Source organism: Streptomyces sp. ME02-8801-2C (assembly GCF_033793965.1).
Classification (GTDB): Bacteria; Actinomycetota; Actinomycetes; order Streptomycetales; family Streptomycetaceae; genus Streptomyces.
Window position 1 is genome coordinate 176,497 of the sequence record NZ_JARAXP010000010.1, and the last position, 16,866, is coordinate 193,362.

The window sequence follows — 16,866 nt, forward strand, 5'->3', positions numbered from 1 at the left end:
CCTGAACCGTTTGCGCTCGACGATGCTTTCGCCGCTTGACCTTGACGCAACGTCAGGGTTTCTACTGGCCGCATGCGAATCGGAGAGATCGCCGCGCTCGTGGGGGTCACCGCCCGGGCGATCCGGCACTACCACCATGTCGGGCTGCTTCCGGAACCGGAGCGGCGGCCCAACGGCTACCGGGCCTACGGCGTCCGCGACGCCGTCCTGCTCGCCCGGGTGCGCCGGCTCACCGAACTCGGCCTCAGCCTCGATGAAGTGCGCGACGCCCTCGCCGACGATGCAGGGCGCGAACTGACCGAGATATTGGAAGAGCTCGACGCCGACCTGGCCCGCCAGGAAGCCGACATCAGGGAGCGCCGCCGTCGGCTCGGCGCCCTGCTCGCCGAGCCGCCCGGCGCGACCGGGCCCGTCTCACCCGCCCTCGCCGCGCTGCTGGCACAGGCCCCTCGAACGGACTCGCCGAGCGCGGCCAAGGACCGCGAGTACCTCACGCTGCTGGACGCCACCAGCACCGGTGACCAAGAGATTTTCGCGCTGCTCGGGACGATGGTCGCCGATCCTGCGGTTGTCGACCTTTATGAGCGCCTTGACGCGCTCGCCGATGCCCCCACCGACGATCCGAGGATCGCACTCCTGGCAGCTGACCTGATGGCAGCCGTCCCCGAGGAGTTGTTCGCCGCCATCCCCCAGGACGGGGTGATCGTGACCGGGTTCAAGGAGGCGCTGCTCGCCGAGTACACCCCGGCGCAGGCGGAGGTCGTGGGCCGGCTCATGGAGGCTTTCATGGAAAGGGGCCGGGGATGAGCGGCCGGGCAACGGGCGTACGGGCGGCTCGGGTCGCGGCAGCCGTCGTACTGCCGGGGGAACTGGCCCTGGCGGCCTGCCTGGTGGCTGGGGTTCGGCCGCCCGGGTGGGCGCTGGTGGGCGCCGAGGTGCTGGTGCTCGTCGTGCTGCTGCTGGAAGCCTGGGTTCTGCGCTCTCTGTACGTCGCCGCGCGCGCCCGCGGCGCGGACCGCCGGGCAGCGCTGCGGGCTGCCGTACGGGAGGCGGTGCCGGCGACGGTCCGCCGCCTGGTCCTGCACGAGCTGCGCGCCCTCGCCTCCCTGGGGCGGTGGGTCCGGCGCGGCACGCACGGGGTGCGCCCCGGGGACCTCGCTGCCGCGTACACCGGGCCCCAGACCGCGATGATGTACGGGCTGCTCTTCGTGGCGGTGATCGAGACAGTGGGCCTGGCCTTCCTCATCCCTTGGCCGGCGGTCCACCGGGTGATCCTGGTACTCGACCTGTACGGCGTCGTCCTCGTACTGGCCCTGCACGCCGCCTGCGTCACCAGGCCGCATGTCGTGCGCCCCGACGGTTCTCTGCGGATCCGCTACGGAGCCCTCTTCGACCTCGCCGTACCGCCGGACGCGGTCGCCTCGGTCCGGGTCGACCGGCGCTGTCCCGAGGGCCGTCTGATCACCCTCTCCGAGGACGGGGTCCTCGACCTGATCGTGGGCAGCCAGACCTCGGTGACCCTGGAGCTGAACCGGCCGCTCCCCTTCACCCGTCCGCTCGGCGCAACGGAAGAGGCCCACACCATCCGCTTCCATGCCGACGATCCGCGCGCGCTGGTCGGCGCACTCCGTCAGTAGACGTCTGTCTTCCTGGTGGTCGGTCAGCGCCACTCGGCCGGGATGTGGGACAGCTGTTCCAAGAGATCCCAGTTCTCCGGGCGCCTGCTCGGGACGTCCCACCGGGCGCCGTCGGCCACCCAGTAGCCGCGGGTCTCCCGGACCTTCGACAAGTGGTCGTCGCCGAGGCCCGACTCGATGCCGCAGCAGTCGCAGATCACGTACAGAGGCACCCCGTATCCGTCCCGCAGGAGCGTCCCGTCGTCCTGGCCGCAGACGCGGCAGACGGTCTCCTCCAGGCTCTCGCCGGGGGCTTCATGTCCAACTGCTGGCATCTACCTGAGCTCCGTTCCACGTCCGGCTTCCAGCGGCCATTCTTCCCCCCGAGGCATCCCCTTGTCCGCTATTTCCGACAGGCCCCATCTCGCCTTCTCTCCATCTTCACGAGGATCCGTACAACCTTTTGCGAGTGTGACCGATCCCATAGCAACCCCCCTGCCGCCCGCCCCATTTGGGACATTTATTGAAGTGGACAGGCCTTGGTCGCCCAGGGTTGTATTGGCCACACAAGCAGTTTCCGGCAGTTGATCAGGGGGCCATTTCCTTGCCGGGAGTGGGGGCTGCGTATACCGATTTCGTATTCCTTCACACCCGTGCGCGAAATGCGTTTCCGGCCTGTTATTTCTCCTTATCCGGAGCGACAAGGTCAGGATTGTGATGAAGGGACGTTTTCCCATGCCCACGAGTTCGTACCGCGGGAGACTCATAGGGACCGGCCTGGCGGCGCTCGCCGCCGGCGCCCTCGCTTGGACCGCCGTGGCGGGCAGTGGCAGTGCCCCCGCACAGGACGGCGCCGCGAACCGCGCGTCCGGCGCGGTGACGGCCGTCGCCGACGAGGCTCCCGCGTACGCGGTCGAGACGTTCGACTATCCGAACGCGGACAAGATCCTCGCCGAGCAGAACATCGTCCTGAAGCGTGGGGACGGGCACATCACGCTGGCCGACTGTGCGAGCGGTACGGGCCTGTTGGAGGTCTGGGCGCGCGAGAAGGCCGACCGGATCTGCTTCAAGGTCGTGGGCAACTCCGGCTGGCTGACGATGGAGATTCCGTCCGTCTACGCGGTCAAGGGCAATGACTACGCGACCGAGGTCGACATGACGGTGGGTGCGGAGGAGAAGTCCTTCGACGTGGAGAAGAACACCTGGACCGCGGTCGGTGAGAGCGCCGACGAGCAGGGCCGCGAGCACATGCTCGTGGAGATCAGGAGCTCCAAGTAACCGGCCGTCCAGCACCTCTCGCCGTTCGTTCCGCAGGGCGCCGGACCGGCCCTGCGGACCTCCACCCAAGGAATCCCGTCATGCGAAACACCAGGCCGAAGCGCCTGTCCACGCTGGCCGCGGCCCTGCTCGCGATCCCGGTCGCACTGGGCGCCGCGCCCACCCCCGCCTCCGCCGTCACCGGTACGGCCGCCCCCGCCACCGGTGCCACCTACGCCGCGCAGATCATCGTCGGCGACCACGACCGGGGCTGCTCCGGCGTCCTCGTCGCCAGGCAGTGGCTCCTCACCGCGGCCAGCTGCTTCGCCGCGGACCCGGCGACCAGCATCTCGGTCCCCGCGGGCAAGCCGTCCCGTACGACCACCGCGACCATCGGCCGCTCCGACCTGACCGGTACGGCGGGCGCCGTGCGCGAGGTCGTCGACATCGTGCCCAGCGCCGGTCGCGATGTCGTCCTGGCCCGGCTGAACCAGTCGGTGCTCAACGTCACCCCCATCGCCCTGGCCACGACCGCGCCCACCGCGGGCGAGGAACTGCAGTTCGCCGGATACGGGCGTACGGCGACCGAGTGGGCGCCGTCCACCCTGCGCACGGGCACGCTGTCGGTGGACGCCTCGACCGCGACCACGCTCACCGTCACCGGCAAGAACGGCGCGGCGGCCTGTCAGGGCGACACCGGCGGCCCCGTCGTACGCACGGTCGGCGGCGTTCCCCAGCTGGCGGCCCTCAACAGCCGCTCCTACCAGGGTGGCTGCCTCGGCATCGACGCGGCCGAGACCCGCACCGGCGGCATCGCCACCCGGGTCGACGACCTCGCCTCCTGGGTGTCCGGCTTCGTCAACGGCTTCCGGCCCGTCAAGAACGTCGGGACCCAGCGGTGCCTGGCCGTCCCCGGCGCCAACACGGACAACGGCGTCGCCCTGATCCAGTGGGGCTGCAGCACCGGTGCCGAGCAGCAGTGGCGCCTGGAGCCCGTCGCGGGCGGGAACGGCGACCGCTACATCGTGCGGAACAGCAACAGCAAGAAGTGCCTCGCCATGCCCGGCGCCAGCACGGAGGACGCCACCCAGGCCATCCAGTGGCCGTGCTCCACCGGAACCGAGCAGATCTGGATCCAGGACAGCCTCGGCCGGCTGCGGAACCTGAACAGTGACAAGTGTCTCGCTGTCCCCGGCAACAACCCCGCCGTCGGCACCAAGGTCATCCAGTGGCCGTGCTCGACGGGCGTCGAGCAGCGCTGGACCTGGTAAGACGCACATCCAAGCCTCCGGGTCCCCACCCGGGGCCCCGGGCCGACGGCCTGACGGCACCCGCACGACCACCTGGCGGCCTCCTTCGGGAGGCCGCCCACTTTTCGATGACATGTACGATCAATTCGCCCGCACCGGCGAACCGTGGAGCCCCAGGAACCCGCACCAGCCCAAGCACCGGAAAAAAGAGGACTCGAAGGTTCCACATCCTGTCAAAATTTGACAGTTCCGGGTTACAACCCTTGATGTGAGTCATCAGTCCCTGTGTGTGGGTCATGAGGTTCTACGGTGTTCGCGGGTTTGCCGTGGCCGCCGCTGGGCAAGCGTCCGCCGTTCCACCACCGGCTGCCCAGACGTTTCCGGGGGCATGGGCGGGGGTACGTGTGCGGGCTTTCCGATGGAGGAATCAGGTGTCGATGCAGGGCGCGGACAGTGGGCCGCCTACCGGCGGGCGGCTCGTGGGCGGGATGCAGAAGGTGATCCCCTCCCCGCGGCAGCCTCTCCCCGCCGCGACGACCGAGCAGTCGCCCGGGCCCGCCGGGACGACGCAGAAGCCCACCCGGGCCTCCGCGAAGCACGCCGCCATCCCGGGACGCGGCAACAGCCGGCTGTACGCCATCGACGGACTCCGTCTGCTCGCCGCCCTCTTCGTGGCCTTCCATCACTACGCCGGAACCGCGCGGGTCAACGCGCCGGACAACGCGATCTGGGGCCGGTCCGTCTCCGAGATCATGCCGAACTGGTTCCGGTTCTCCGCGTACGGCTGGATCGGCGTCGAGATCTTCTTCGTGATCAGCGGCTTCGTGATCTGCATGTCCTGCTGGGGCCGCACCCCGCGCCAGTTCTTCACCTCCCGCGTGATCCGCCTCTACCCGGCGTACTGGTTCGGCATAATCTTCACCTCCGCCGCCCTGATAGCCATGCCCGGTGTGTGGGAGCGTGGCCGCGCGCGCGAGGTGCTGATCAACTTCACGATGCTCCAGTCCGGCTCCCGCGTCGGCAACGTCGACGGCGTGTACTGGACCCTCTGGTCCGAGCTGCGCTTCTACCTCCTCTTCATGGCCGTCGTGGTCACCGGGCTGACGTACCGCAAGGTCGTGGTGTTCTGCTGCCTCTGGGGCGCCGCCTCGATGATCGCCCCGGCCGCCGGGTTCCAGCCGGCGACGCTGATCATCAACCCCGAGGGCTCCTGGTACTTCATCGCGGGCCTCGCCCTCTACCTCATGCACCGCTTCGGCCAGGACCTGCTGCTGTGGGGCATCCTCGGCCTGTCGTGGATGATGGGCCAACTGGAGATCGGCCATCGCATCGACCACATCGAACACGTCTCCAGCTGGCGCGGAAGCGTGCTGATCTTCACCGTCTTCCTGCTGTTCATGGTCGCCGTCTCCCTCGGCTACACCGACCGCATCCGCTGGAAGTGGCTGGTCACGGCAGGTGCGATGACCTACCCGTTCTATCTGATGCACTACTTCGTCGGTACGACGATCATCAACCGGCTCCGCGACACCATGGACGCCCGGCTCCTGGTCGTGTCCGTGATCGCCGGCTTCCTGGTGCTGAGCTGGCTGGTGCACAAGTACGTGGAAGCGCCCCTGGCGCGGCTGATGAAGCGAGGGCTGGACACGTCGTTCGCGCGGCTGCGCAACGCCTCGTCCACACCCTGACCGGCCGAACGCCTCCTGAGTCGAAACCCTGGGTCACCCTCCTGGCCCGGGGTTTCCTCGTTCCCCGTACAGTCCAACCCACGTACATCTCAGGGGCGTTGACCCGCACCGGGTGTGCCAGCAGAATGAGCGCGCGTTCTTGAGAGCGCTCTCAAACCTGGCAGAGGAGACCCATGAACGGCAGCTCCGGAAGGCTCGGCGGGCCCGAAAAGTCCGACAGGTCGGACAGGACGGACAGACCCGACAGGACCGACGGGCTCGACAGCCTCAGCCCGTTGGGCCCCGCGCTCAGCCGCCGTACGCTCCTCGGCGCCGCCGGCCTCGGCGCGGCGGCCCTCACGGCGGCGGCCTCGGGCACAGCGGTCGCCGTCGGCTCCCGTACGGGCTCCAGCACCGGCAGGGATTCCAGCCGCTCCGCCCAGAGCCGCGCCCACGCCTTCCTCGCCGCCGCCATGGACGGCTACCTCGACCACGGCGACCTCCGCCTCACCCAGAGCTACACCGACCAGGCGAACCTGTTCAGCACGGCGTTCACCTACGACAACGCCCTGGCGATCCTCGCCCACCTCACCGCCCGCACCGACGCGGGCCACCGCCGGGCCGTCGCCCTCGGGGACGCCCTGCTGTACGCGCAGAACCACGACCCGGTGTACGACGACGGCAGGCTCAGGCAGGCTTACAACGTCGGGCCGTACGTCTTCTTCGACGGCGTCGCGCAGCCCGACGGGTTCGTACGGGCCGACGGCACCGCCAACGTCGGCACCCAGTTCGGGTTCACCGGCACCGCCGTGGGCGACATGGCCTGGGCCGGCATCGCGCTCGCCACCCTGGCCCGCCGGACCGGCAAGCGCCGTTTCCTCGACGGTGCCGTACGGATCGGCACCTGGATCGAGGTGAACGGCGGCACGGACCAGCCCCTGGGCGGCTACAAGTTCGGCGTCGACGGCGCCAACACGAAACTGCCGTTCAGCTCGACCGAGCACAACACCGACCTGGTCGCCCTCTTCGGACAGCTCGCCCGGCTCACCGGAGACCCGGTGTGGCGCGGTCGCCGGGCGAAGGCACGGGCGTTCGTCGAGAAGATGTGGGAACCCACCGCCCGCTTCTTCTACACGGGCACCAACGACGGCGTGACCGTCAACAAGTCCCCCGTCCCCGAGGACACCCAGACCTGGACCCACCTCGCCCTCGACTCCCGCCGATACTCCGGCTCGTTGGACTGGGCCGCCACCCAACTGGCCGTCCTGGACCGGGCGGACCGTACGAACAGCACGGTGCCCGCAGGACAGTCGTACGAGGGAGTCACCTTCAGCTCCGCGAGCCTGCTGGCGAACGAGGACGCGCCCATCGCCGAGTTCCAGCCCAGGCCGGACCGCAACGGCGTCTGGTTCGAGGGGACCGCGCACCTCGCCCTCGCCCTCCGGGACCGCGCCGGACACGGCGACGAGGCACGCGCCCACCGGCTGGTCGCGTCCATCGAGCGGGCCCAGGAACTCCTCGGCACCGGCCAGACCGTCGGCACCCGGACCCTGCCCGAACGCGCCGGCGTCGTCTCGGCGAGCAGCCCCCTCGACACGGGCTTCGGCTTCGGCTACTACCCGTACCGCCACACGGGCGCGACCGCCTGGTACCTGCTGGCGGCGACCCGCACGAACCCCCTGCGGGCCTAGCGGTTACCTCCGAACAACCTGAACGCGCCCTGGAACAAGGGGGTTTCACCCCGGGCCGTGCCGCGCATCCGCAACGCGTAGCTCACCAGGGCGTGGTTCAGCATGTACAGCCGGTGCTCCTCCTGGCCGCCCTCCGACAGCCGGTCGACGACCCAGGCCAGGGGAGCCGCACCGCCGTACGCCTCCCGGGGTTCGAACAGGAGGTGCGAGGCGCCGATCTCACCCAGCACGTTCAGCGTGTACGCGAACGGGTACGGGCGGTTGATCCGGTCGTCGTCCGTGCGGTCGAGGTCGGGGAAGCCGTCCACGAGCCGGTCCAGGGTGTCCGCCCCGATCAGGTCCATGCGGCCGGTGAGCATCGCCGTCTGGATGATGTACGCGTACGAGATGCCGTTGAGGAAGTAGTTCGCCCCGGGATCGATGTGCCGCCACTGGCCCACGATGTCCTCGACCAGCGCGTCCAGGTCCGGTACCTGCTCGTCGAGCCGGCCGAGGTTGTGCAGGGCGACGATGTAGTAGAGGCCCATGTGGGTGCGCTCGACCGGGGTGATCCGGGCCAGCAGTTCCCTGGCCTGCGCCAGCCGGTCCCGGCCGTACGTCAGGTACTCCTCGGGCCGGCCGCTCAGGGCGATGGCGTTGAGCATCGTCAGGAGCGGATAGATCTCCGTGAAGCTCTCCGACATGGGCTGCGGAAAGGCGGGCGGAAGGTTCAACTCGTCAGCCCGGTCGAGGTAGTCGAGGACTTCCTTGATGTGGTCCCGGCCCTCGCCGTGGATCGCGCGTGCGTGCCCTAGCAGTGCCACCACCGACAGCAGCATCGCTCCGCCGCGCCCCCGGAAGAAGGGCGCCGGGATCTTCTCCAGCAGCTCCAGGGCCTCCCGGACGTGGTTCCGCCGCCCGATCACCAGCCGGTCCCCGAGTCCGAGTTGGCCGATCGCGAGGAACACGGCGGTGGACGCGGACAGCTTCTCGTAGTGACCGTGCCGGCCCGCGTTCTCGTCCTTGATCCGGTCCGGCTCGATCGTGTCGACGACGGCCAGCATCTCGGCGGGGAAGTCGACGCCGGTCGCCGAGTTCACCAACAGGCCCTTGCCCAGGCCAAGTTTGGCGACCGCGTCCATCAGAACGCACCCGGCCATGATCCGGAAGTAGGGGTTCTCCTCCGCCCGGACGGCGTCGAGAACCGGCCCGAGCCGCCGCTCCAGGTCGGCACTGCGCAACGGGCGGCCCGGATCGACGACGTCGAGGACGAAGTCCGAGAGCAGCCGCGAGAACCGGGTGTACGCGCCGCGCTCGACGCCCTTCGCGGCCAGCAGCCCGAACGCCTGCCGGATCCGGGCGGCGCCCTGGGCGTCGTACGGGATCGGGTACTGGCCGAGCCCGATCCCGCGCACCATCCGCGACCACGGGGTGGCCATCACCCGGGTCTCGTTCGACAGGTGACGCAGGCCGTCCACCGGAACGGGGAAGAGGGGGAGGGAAGTTGAGGTCATGGGAGACGTGTCCTCCGTTCGATGATCAGTGATGTGCCGGTCGGTACGGCAGCGGCGGCACCCGGAGTCCCAGGAACTCGGTCCGTGTCCCCTCCAGCATGTCCAGCGCCCAGTTCAGCCACTTGACGCCCTCGCAGTAGATGGCGACCGGGCGGCGCTGGGTCTGGTAGGTGTCCAGGAGGGTGCCGTCCAGCTCCTGCTGGAAGTGGAAGGGCGGCATCGCGGTGAAGTGCTGGCCCATCATGAAGACGAACCGGATCAGCCAGTACGGGTCGTCCCGCAGGAACGGCGAGCCCGGCTCGTCGAGGCCGAGGGCCGCCGTCATCACGGGCGCGAACCAGTCCTCCATGCCCTTGGGCGAGTCGGGGTCGACCGTGCCGCCGCCCGCGACCACATCCCGTACCCGGTAGGCGAGTTGGTAGGGATTTCCTTCCAGGAAGGCGATGTCGACGCGCGGAGTCGTGCCCTCTTCGACCGCCACGTTCATCGTGAACTGCTCGAAGTGGATCTCGTCGTAGTGGCCGATGGAGTTGTGCCAGGGCTTGTTGTCGTACATCGCGTCGTCGCGCGTGTCCCGGCCCTCGCCCTTGAAGCCGATCGCGCGCGGGTCGAGGAACTTGACGCCCAGCGCCTCGGCGGTGATCGCGTCGAGAGCCGCCCGCACCTGCCCCTCGCCCGCCCCGGACTCGATCAACCGCTGGGCGTGCAACAGGGGTTCACTGTTGGTGATCTTGATGTTCTCGGTGTTCGTGTCGCCCATGACGAGCGAGTGGAAGGCGGGCTCGAGAACCTCCAGGAACTCGGGCGCCGACCGGAAACGTTCCAGCAGGGCACCGGAGTTGAGATAGGAGACGCCGTTGACGACGATCCGCTCGGTGTCCAGGAGCGCGGGGTTGAAGGTGCGCGGTGCCGTGCGGCGGCACAGGGCGAGCCGGTCCTCGATCTTCCGGAAGTACGAGATGTCGAGCGTCTCACCGGGCGCGGCGACCCGTCCGACGCTGTGCACGTCCTCGTGGAGCACCCGGATGATCTGCTGGTAGAGGCGGGCGACCACGGCAGGTGGGGGAGTGTGCTTCTCGATGAACCGGCTGACCTCGTCCCCGGCCACATAGCTCATCTCGTAGATGACCTCACGCCCGACCGAACCACCGACCGAACCATCGGCCGAACCACCGCCCGGCCCACCGACGGGGACCTCGCGTTCCAGGACGTCGTACACCTCGGGGAAGTAGTCGCTCACCGGGGCGGGCAGGGACTGGAGGAACTCGGCCTGCTTGGCGGCCTTCGCGAACGGCGGGAGCATCACTCCGTCGCCGTCCGGGTGCCAGTGGGCGGTCGTCAGGGCCTCGCTGAGGATCTTGCGGACCGTGATCCGCTCCTCGCCCGCCTTCCTGACGAAGATCGTCATGGACTCGCTGCCACCCTTGCCGAAGTTGACGATCGCCTCGTCGATGTGGGTGTAGGCGTAGACGGTGCTGGAGAGGAGGCGGCGGCTGCGGGCGTTGTGCAGGACGCGCTCGTTCTCCTCGGTGAGCGCGAGGACACAGGCCGACTCGAGGTCGTCCAAGGCCGGATTGAGCCGCTTGCGCCACGACTCGGCGGGCTCCGTGATCCGGACGAGGTGGGCGTCGAACCGTCCGGCGTCCAGGCCCGCGAGACCGGGCTCAAGGTCCGAACCGAGCGCCAGCAACTGGCAGTTGCCGTTGAGGTGGATCCGCCGTACGGCACCGTCCAGCGCGCCGGCCAGGAGCACCGCCCGGGTCGCGTCCTGGAGGTCCCTGCGGGACTGCGCCGGCACACCCTCCGGCGAGACGAGCGGGATCTCGGCCTCGGTGAGCCGATCCAGCACCCGCTCGATCTCCTCGCCCTGCGCACGCGCCTCGTACAGCTCGTACAGGACGACCGCGTCGGCGGGCGTCAGCGAACCGGCGACGGCCAGCGCGATCAGCCAGCCGAGCGGGTCGCCGCCCTCGAGATAGTGGTCGCTCTGGGCGAACAGACCGGGCCTGTGCTGCACCAACGCGTCGAACAGCAGGTACTGGTAGACGACCCGGTGCCCGATCCGGGGGACGGTGTGGTTGATCCGGTCGCGGTGCCGGTCACGACGCAGCCCTTCGAGCAGCTGGTTGTACGTCTGGAGTGCCGTCGGCTGGGTGTCGAGGAGCAGCCGGGTGCGTCGGGCCATGGTGTCGGCGTCGACGCCCGCCAGCCCGTCGAAGTGGAAGACCAGCACCTCGGGCCGGTCGGTGTCCACGGTCCGCGTACTGGTCCGCCCGGCCTGGTCCAGCACCTTCAGCTCGACGGCGGCCCGGCCCAGCAGCGCGGGATCCTCGTGCGCCGCTCGGGTGATCCGCTTCTTCAGCCGCGCCTTGACGACGAGTTCGCCCCGGCCGACGGCGATGTGCTCCCGGTGGCCGCGCGTGTGCTGGAAGGTTTCGAGCAGCGCGTAGAACGCCGCCGACCCCTCCCGGGCGGGGCGCAGCATCTCCGCGGTGATGACCCGGCCGAGGGTGCGCGAGAAGTAGTCGTCGCAGAACTCACTCCGCTCGGCGAGCCGGAAGAGCTCGCGCAGAACGTCGTACGAGGACGCCCGGTGCTCCCGTCGCTCGTACGACTGTTCGTGCGCCTGCTCGCCCGCCGGGTAGAGCCGCTCGAGCGACGCCATGAGCGAGTCCACGACGGTCACGGCCCGGAGGAACGTTTCCGTGTCCTCCTCGCCGCCCGTGTACGCCATCACCGGGGCGGCGAAGCCGTTGTCCTTCAGCAGCTGTACGGACTTGTCGCCCGGACCCAGTTCCAGGACCACGTCCGTGTCGAGGCCGCCGAGGATCTCGCAGGTGTCCCGGGACGCCATGACCTGGTCGGTCATGGCCAGCACCCCGCGCCGGACGCCGGCCGCGGTGGTGAGGAGGGACGCGTCGTGGTTCGAGACGACGGGGACGCGGGGCTCCTCGAAGCGGATGTGGTTGACGTCGAGGAAACGTTCCAGCGCGTGCCGGGCGGGCCGCATCCGGGAGGAGTGGGCCAGAAAGGCGGTCGGGTCCTTCAGCTCCTCGGTGGCGATGTGCGGATACGCGGCCATGAACCGGTCGAAGCCCGCCTTGACGCCGGTACGGACGTACAGATTGGCCTGCGTCGGCGAGTACGCCTTGTGCAGCTCGACGTCCCGGGCCGGATACGAGCCCCGGATCTCGTCGAGCACGGCGGCGAGCGCGTCGGGGGTCCCGGCGCGCACCGCCAGCACATGGGACGGCTCGGGGACGAGGGGCGTACGGCGCACGGACTCCGGGAGGTACCAGGCGATGGCCCGGGCGAAGGACCCGCCGCCGTACGAGGTGTCCGGGGTGTCGGTCGAGTCCGCGGGGTTCGCAGGACCGGCCGGGGCGGCGTGTTCGGCGGGGACGGCGCCGGCCGCCAGCAGCATCAGCGGTGTGAACGCCTGGGCGATCTTGACCCCGTCGAACACCGACAGGGAGCCGCTCGCCACAGCCGCCGCCAGGATGCCGAAGCTCTCGCCGGTGTAGGCGACGAGCCCGACGGGCGTGCCGCGCTCGTCGATCCGGTCCCGCAGGAAGGCGTCCAGGGCCAGGCTGTGCACCAGCAGGGCCGCGCCGATGAAACCCTGCCGCTCGAGCGTGCCGCCGGGCAGGTTCTCGGCGGTCAGCAGCAGCCGTTCGGGCCGGCCGGGCACGCCCAGGGCGCGGGCGGCCTCCTCGTAGAGAGCGGTGATCTCGGGGACGCCGGCGTCGAGCAGGCTCCGGCCGAGGTTCTGGTAGGCGCCGCGGCTGCCGAGGCCGGGGAAGAAACCGGCGACGCGGACGCGGTCCCTGGTACGGACGTCTTCGACGGGGGCGGTCACGGTGATGGCCGGGTTCGGGGCGGTACGGGTCATGGACCGGGACACGGATCTCGCCTTCTCTTTTCGGGCGTCACGCGCTCGCCTTTGGGCGCGAAAAGTGAACGGAATTTCGACTTGCCAATGAAATTCTGACCCCCTGCAGGACCGCCCACAATGCTTTCCGGTTCAGGCTTCTACATGTCTTTTCAAGTGATGTCAGAAGAACGTCAGAGAAGTGTTATATCTGCTGGTCAGAGCCCTGTGACTGTACCTGCGCCTGCATCTGCACCTCGGAAAAGAAAAAGAAACAGGGCCGGGAACCATAGAGGTTCCCGGCCCTGCCGCATTCGCATTTGAATTCAAGGATGTTTCCGAAAGGAATTCTTCTACTGAACGCCGGCTTCCACGTTCTCCGCCCGACGTGCGACACCCGGAGCGGTGGCCCGTGAGACCGAGGGCGAACCGCCCAGCGACCCCGCCACCGCGACCCCGAGCCCGGCGAGGGCGAGCGCCGCGCCGACCCACAGCGGGGAGACGAAGCCGTACCCGGCGGCGAGGGTGAGGCCGCCGATCCAGGCGCCGAGCGCGTTGCCGACGTTGAAGGCGGCGATGTTGGCGCCGGAGGCCATGGTGGGCGCGTCCGAGGCGTACTTCATGGCGCGCGCCTGGAGACCGGGCGCCGCGGAGAGGCCGATGGCGCCCATCAGCAGCAGGGCGACGATCGTGGCGATCTTGTTCTCGGCGGTGAGGGCGAACAGGGCCATGACGACGGCGAGTCCGGCCATGGCGCCGATCAGGGCCTTGTTCAGGGACTTGTCGGCCGCCTTGCCGCCGAAGAAGTTGCCGATGAACGTGCCCACGCCGAACAGGACGAGCAGCCACGGCACCGCACTGTCGGAGAACCCGCTGACCTCGGTGAGCGTGAACGCGATGTAGGTGTAGCCGCCGATGACACCGCCGAAGGCGAGGATGCTCAGCGCGATGGAGACCCAGACCTGACCGCGCCGGAAGACGGCCAGCTCGGTGCGCAGGTCGGTCGGCGCGGACGCGGTGCTCTGCGGGACCAGGGCCTGGATGCCGGCCAGGGTGACGAAGCCGAGGATTGTGATCGCCCAGAAGGTGGAGCGCCAGCCGAGCTGCTGGCCCAGGAAGGTGCCGAGCGGCACGCCGAGCACATTGGCGGCCGTCAGTCCGCCGAACATGAGGGCGATGGCGCTGCCCTTCTTGTTCTCGGCGACCATGTCGGACGCGACGACGGCGCCGACGCTGAAGAAGGCGCCGTGGCAGAGGGCGGCGACGACCCGGCCGACCATGAGCAGCGAGTAGGTCGGGGCGACGGCGGAGATCAGGTTGCCGACGATGAACAGCGTCATCAGGCCGACGAGGACCTTCTTGCGGTCGAAGCGGGCGATCGCGGCGGTGAGCCCGAGGGCGCCGATCGCGACGCTCAGCGCGTAGCCGGAGACCAGGTAGCCGGCCACGGACTCGGAGACGTCGAAGTCGTCTGCCACCTCGGGCAGCAGTCCTACGATCCCGAACTCCGTGAGGCCGATACCGAAGCCCCCCAGAGCCAGGGCGATAAGCCCGATAGGCATGAGAAAAACCCTCCGTTGCGATGAAGCGAAGCTCGAACGCATCGAAGTATCGCAGAACCTCGATATGAACTGTCAACCCCGTCCCCGGGAGCCTCCGTTGCTGGTGGGAGGCGTGTCGCCGCCGCCGGGAGAGCCCCGTCGCAGGTCAGAGCCCACCCGGCGATCGGGTGACGTATCGCTTATCATCGATGAATAATCGCTTGCCCCGCACCGGTCCTACGCCCGTCTCGGAAGGCTCATGACGACTCACGACATGCCCACGACGGGCGATCTCGCCCCGCTGATGGAGCCCCTCAAGGCGCTCGCCAACCCCGTGCGCCTGCAGGTGCTGCAGTGGCTGCGCGACCCGGAGGACCACTTCCCGGTCCAGCCGGAGATCACCGACCCGCGCCGGGTCGGTGTCTGCGTCAGCCACATCCAGGCCAAGACCGGGCTCGCCCAGTCCACCGTCTCCGCCTACATGGCCACGCTCGAGCGCGCCGGCCTGGTCCGCTCCACCCGCGTCGGCAAGTGGACGCACTACCGGCGCGACGAGGAGCGCATCGCCTGGCTCGTCGAGGAACTGCGCGGCGGTGTCGGAAACGCGGAGGGCCTGGGCCTCCTGGAAACCGTCTCCTAGACCGAGTGGGCCGAGCAGGCCGAGCCTCAGAGCTGCTCGGCCGCTTCCCCGACCGCCTCCGGCGGCACCGTCGTGCGCAGTCGGGGGAGTATCCCCGGGGCCGCCAGCCCGGACAGGACCAGTCGCCACAGCGCTGATATCCGGCTGGGCAGGTCCTGCCGGTTGCTGTACGCCTGGGACATCACCTGGAGCCCGGTGAACGCGCCGACGACCGTCGACGCGACCTCCGGAATGTCCGTGCCCGGCAGCAACTCGCCCTGCTTGTCGGCCTGGTGGAGCAGATCCTCGATCACCGTGATGGCCTGGTTGTACGGGGTCTGGGCGGGCGGCGCGAAGGACGACTGCTCCACCGCCAGCCGTACGCTCGCCCGCAGCACGGTGTCGTACTGGAGCCGTTGGGCGAACCCCAGGGTCAGGTCGATGACGCACTGGAGTTTCATCGGCTGGTCCGGCACCACCAGGGCCTCGCCCTGCGCCTCCAGCAGCGCGGTGGCGATGGCCTCCTTGGAGGGGAAGTGGTGATAGAGGGCGCCCCGGGTGAGGCCCGCTCGCGCGAGGATCTCGTTCGTGCTGGCCGCGTCGTACCCGCGCTCTCCGAACACGCCCGCGGCGGCCTCCAGGATCGAGCGTTTCGACCTGATGCCTCGCTCCTGCTGGGCCATCCCCGGTCCTCGCATCCCAAGATTGGAAAAAATACAGACAGGTCTGCATTGTATGCGGTCCGATTGCAGGGGGGAATGTGAGACTCCGTTTCGAGTCATGGTCACGGCGGCGTCGGATGTCCATGCGGATGTCCATGCAGATGTCCATAAGGCGAGCTCAGGGATGCCCGAGGCGGAACCCGACCCCGCGCACCGTGACGATCCAGTTGCTGGAGCCCAGTTTGCCGCGAAGGCTGCTGACGTGGGTGTCGATCGTGCGTCCCCGGTGTGACCAGTCGTCGTCCCAGACCTGACTCATCAACTGCCGCCGGGACAGGGTGGTGTCGGGCTGCGAGGCCAGCAGATGGAGCAGGTCGAACTCCTTGGGCGTCAGGTCCACCCGTCTTCCCTCCAGCAGGAGTTCGCGGATACGGGTGTCGATGCGCAGCGGCCCGTACGTGATGACCTGCTGGCGCGTCGACGCCGGGCGCGGCCGGGCCCGGCGCATCACCGCCTCCATACGGGCCAGCAACTCCCGGAACCCGTACGGCTTCACGACGTAGTCGTCCGAGCCGGCCTGGAGTCCGAGTACGCGGTCCAGTTCGGCTCCGCGTGTGGTCACGGTGATGATCGGCACGTCGCCCACCGCCCGGATCCGCCGGCACACCTCCAGACCGTCCAGGTCGGGCAGGTCCAGGTCGAGCAGGACCAGGTCGACACTGGGGTGGGCCTGGAGCGCGAGGGCCGCGGTGGGCACGCTCCGGGCGAGATGGCCGTGCCGGCGCAGCTCCTGGACCAGTGCGTCCGCGGCCTGCGTCTCGCTCTCCACGACGAGCACCCTCAACGCGTCCTGCCGCTCCTGCTGCTCCTGGCGCGGCCTGTCCGAATCCACGACCTGCTGATTCATCGTTGCCCTCCTGAGGCACGCCACGGCGAACTGGTGAGCGGGTACCGCCAAGGACGGTAACAGGCAAGTCGGTCTGTTTGTCAACGCATTATGGATGGCCCATACATTCGTTGCCCTCGCGGCGAGAGCCCTTCCCGAAGAACCCCAAAAGGCCCAAACATGAGCAACTCGCCAGTTCCCTCCCTGCGAAGTCCCAACTTCCGTACAGAGGCGAGTATGAGAAGTGAACGTAACGCACGCGTAAACCAAGCGCGTCCGCATGTCTTTAGCAAGCTTTTACTGTTGAAACCGA

The 16,866-nt window shown here is 69.0% G+C and carries 13 protein-coding genes; 7 read left to right on the top strand and 6 right to left on the bottom strand.

The features are described 5' to 3' along the window. The first annotated feature begins 72 nt into the window (after nucleotides 1–72). Together PV396_RS30585 and PV396_RS30590 are read left to right on the top strand one after the other, a co-directional pair. Nucleotides 73–807 carry a MerR family transcriptional regulator gene (locus PV396_RS30585; RefSeq protein ID WP_319210180.1) on the top strand — a complete coding sequence of 245 codons (735 nt, stop codon included), beginning with the start codon at nucleotides 73–75 and terminating at the stop codon, nucleotides 805–807. After that, nucleotides 804–1,637, top strand: a complete 834-nt coding sequence (locus tag PV396_RS30590; RefSeq protein WP_319210182.1) for a hypothetical protein — start codon at nucleotides 804–806, stop codon at nucleotides 1,635–1,637. Before PV396_RS30585 ends, PV396_RS30590 begins: the two co-directional genes overlap by 4 nt. A gap of 23 nt (nucleotides 1,638–1,660) precedes the next feature. Here the strand turns inward: PV396_RS30590 and PV396_RS30595 are convergent, their stop codons facing one another. Continuing rightward, entirely contained in the window at nucleotides 1,661–1,951 is a 291-nt protein-coding gene (locus PV396_RS30595) for a hypothetical protein (RefSeq protein ID WP_319210184.1), read from the bottom strand. Between the two features lie 400 nt (nucleotides 1,952–2,351). Between PV396_RS30595 and PV396_RS30600 the strand changes: the two genes are divergently transcribed. The 4 genes from PV396_RS30600 (at nucleotide 2,352) to PV396_RS30620 (ending at nucleotide 7,481) form a co-directional block, all read left to right on the top strand. Beyond that, nucleotides 2,352–2,894: a hypothetical protein gene (locus PV396_RS30600; protein ID WP_319210186.1), complete on the top strand. Its 543-nt coding sequence runs from the start codon at nucleotides 2,352–2,354 to the stop codon at nucleotides 2,892–2,894. 80 nt (nucleotides 2,895–2,974) lie between these two features. After that, nucleotides 2,975–4,144 carry an RICIN domain-containing protein gene (locus PV396_RS45225; RefSeq protein ID WP_416071505.1) on the top strand — a complete coding sequence of 390 codons (1,170 nt, stop codon included), beginning with the start codon at nucleotides 2,975–2,977 and terminating at the stop codon, nucleotides 4,142–4,144. A gap of 410 nt (nucleotides 4,145–4,554) precedes the next feature. After that, on the top strand, nucleotides 4,555–5,811 hold the full coding sequence (locus PV396_RS30615; protein WP_319210187.1) for an acyltransferase: 1,257 nt from the start codon (nucleotides 4,555–4,557) through the stop codon (nucleotides 5,809–5,811). Nucleotides 5,812–5,984: 173 nt separating this feature from the next. Further along, entirely contained in the window at nucleotides 5,985–7,481 is a 1,497-nt protein-coding gene (locus PV396_RS30620; protein WP_319210189.1) for a Tat pathway signal sequence domain protein, read from the top strand. Here PV396_RS30620 and PV396_RS30625 read toward each other — a convergent pair. From PV396_RS30625 to PV396_RS30635, 3 genes are all read right to left on the bottom strand, one after another. After that, nucleotides 7,478–8,974 (bottom strand): hypothetical protein, encoded by a 1,497-nt coding sequence (locus PV396_RS30625; RefSeq protein ID WP_319210190.1) that lies wholly within the window; start codon nucleotides 8,972–8,974, stop codon nucleotides 7,478–7,480. The two genes, PV396_RS30620 and PV396_RS30625, sit on opposite strands and share 4 nt — an antisense overlap. Before the next feature lie 25 nt (nucleotides 8,975–8,999). After that, entirely contained in the window at nucleotides 9,000–12,878 is a 3,879-nt protein-coding gene (locus PV396_RS30630; RefSeq protein WP_319210192.1) for an ACP S-malonyltransferase, read from the bottom strand. Nucleotides 12,879–13,198: 320 nt separating this feature from the next. Then, the gene (locus PV396_RS30635; protein WP_319210194.1) at nucleotides 13,199–14,407 is read right to left on the bottom strand and encodes an MFS transporter; all 1,209 of its coding nucleotides are present in this window, start codon (nucleotides 14,405–14,407) and stop codon (nucleotides 13,199–13,201) included. 238 nt (nucleotides 14,408–14,645) lie between these two features. Here PV396_RS30635 and PV396_RS30640 point away from each other — a divergent pair, with 238 nt between their 5' ends. Then, complete coding sequence (locus tag PV396_RS30640; RefSeq protein WP_319210196.1) at nucleotides 14,646–15,026, top strand: metalloregulator ArsR/SmtB family transcription factor; 381 nt, start codon at nucleotides 14,646–14,648, stop codon at nucleotides 15,024–15,026. A 26-nt stretch (nucleotides 15,027–15,052) separates the two neighbouring features. On the opposite strand, the gene PV396_RS30645 is transcribed toward PV396_RS30640, so the two are convergent. After that, nucleotides 15,053–15,688: a ScbR family autoregulator-binding transcription factor gene (locus PV396_RS30645; RefSeq protein ID WP_319210198.1), complete on the bottom strand. Its 636-nt coding sequence runs from the start codon at nucleotides 15,686–15,688 to the stop codon at nucleotides 15,053–15,055. Nucleotides 15,689–15,845: 157 nt separating this feature from the next. Continuing rightward, on the bottom strand, nucleotides 15,846–16,574 hold the full coding sequence (locus PV396_RS30650; protein ID WP_319210200.1) for a response regulator transcription factor: 729 nt from the start codon (nucleotides 16,572–16,574) through the stop codon (nucleotides 15,846–15,848). Between the last annotated feature and the right edge of the window lie 292 nt (nucleotides 16,575–16,866).

Coding starts and splice junctions, on each gene's coding strand:
- PV396_RS30595 (WP_319210184.1), bottom strand. CDS start 1,951: ATGCCAGCAGTTGGACATGAAGCCCCCGGCGAGAGCCTGGAGGAGACC.
- PV396_RS30620 (WP_319210189.1), top strand. CDS start 5,985: ATGAACGGCAGCTCCGGAAGGCTCGGCGGGCCCGAAAAGTCCGACAGG.
- PV396_RS30645 (WP_319210198.1), bottom strand. CDS start 15,688: ATGGCCCAGCAGGAGCGAGGCATCAGGTCGAAACGCTCGATCCTGGAG.
- PV396_RS30635 (WP_319210194.1), bottom strand. CDS start 14,407: ATGCCTATCGGGCTTATCGCCCTGGCTCTGGGGGGCTTCGGTATCGGC.
- PV396_RS30625 (WP_319210190.1), bottom strand. CDS start 8,974: ATGACCTCAACTTCCCTCCCCCTCTTCCCCGTTCCGGTGGACGGCCTG.
- PV396_RS30585 (WP_319210180.1), top strand. CDS start 73: ATGCGAATCGGAGAGATCGCCGCGCTCGTGGGGGTCACCGCCCGGGCG.
- PV396_RS30650 (WP_319210200.1), bottom strand. CDS start 16,574: ATGAATCAGCAGGTCGTGGATTCGGACAGGCCGCGCCAGGAGCAGCAG.
- PV396_RS45225 (WP_416071505.1), top strand. CDS start 2,975: ATGCGAAACACCAGGCCGAAGCGCCTGTCCACGCTGGCCGCGGCCCTG.
- PV396_RS30590 (WP_319210182.1), top strand. CDS start 804: ATGAGCGGCCGGGCAACGGGCGTACGGGCGGCTCGGGTCGCGGCAGCC.
- PV396_RS30640 (WP_319210196.1), top strand. CDS start 14,646: ATGACGACTCACGACATGCCCACGACGGGCGATCTCGCCCCGCTGATG.
- PV396_RS30600 (WP_319210186.1), top strand. CDS start 2,352: ATGCCCACGAGTTCGTACCGCGGGAGACTCATAGGGACCGGCCTGGCG.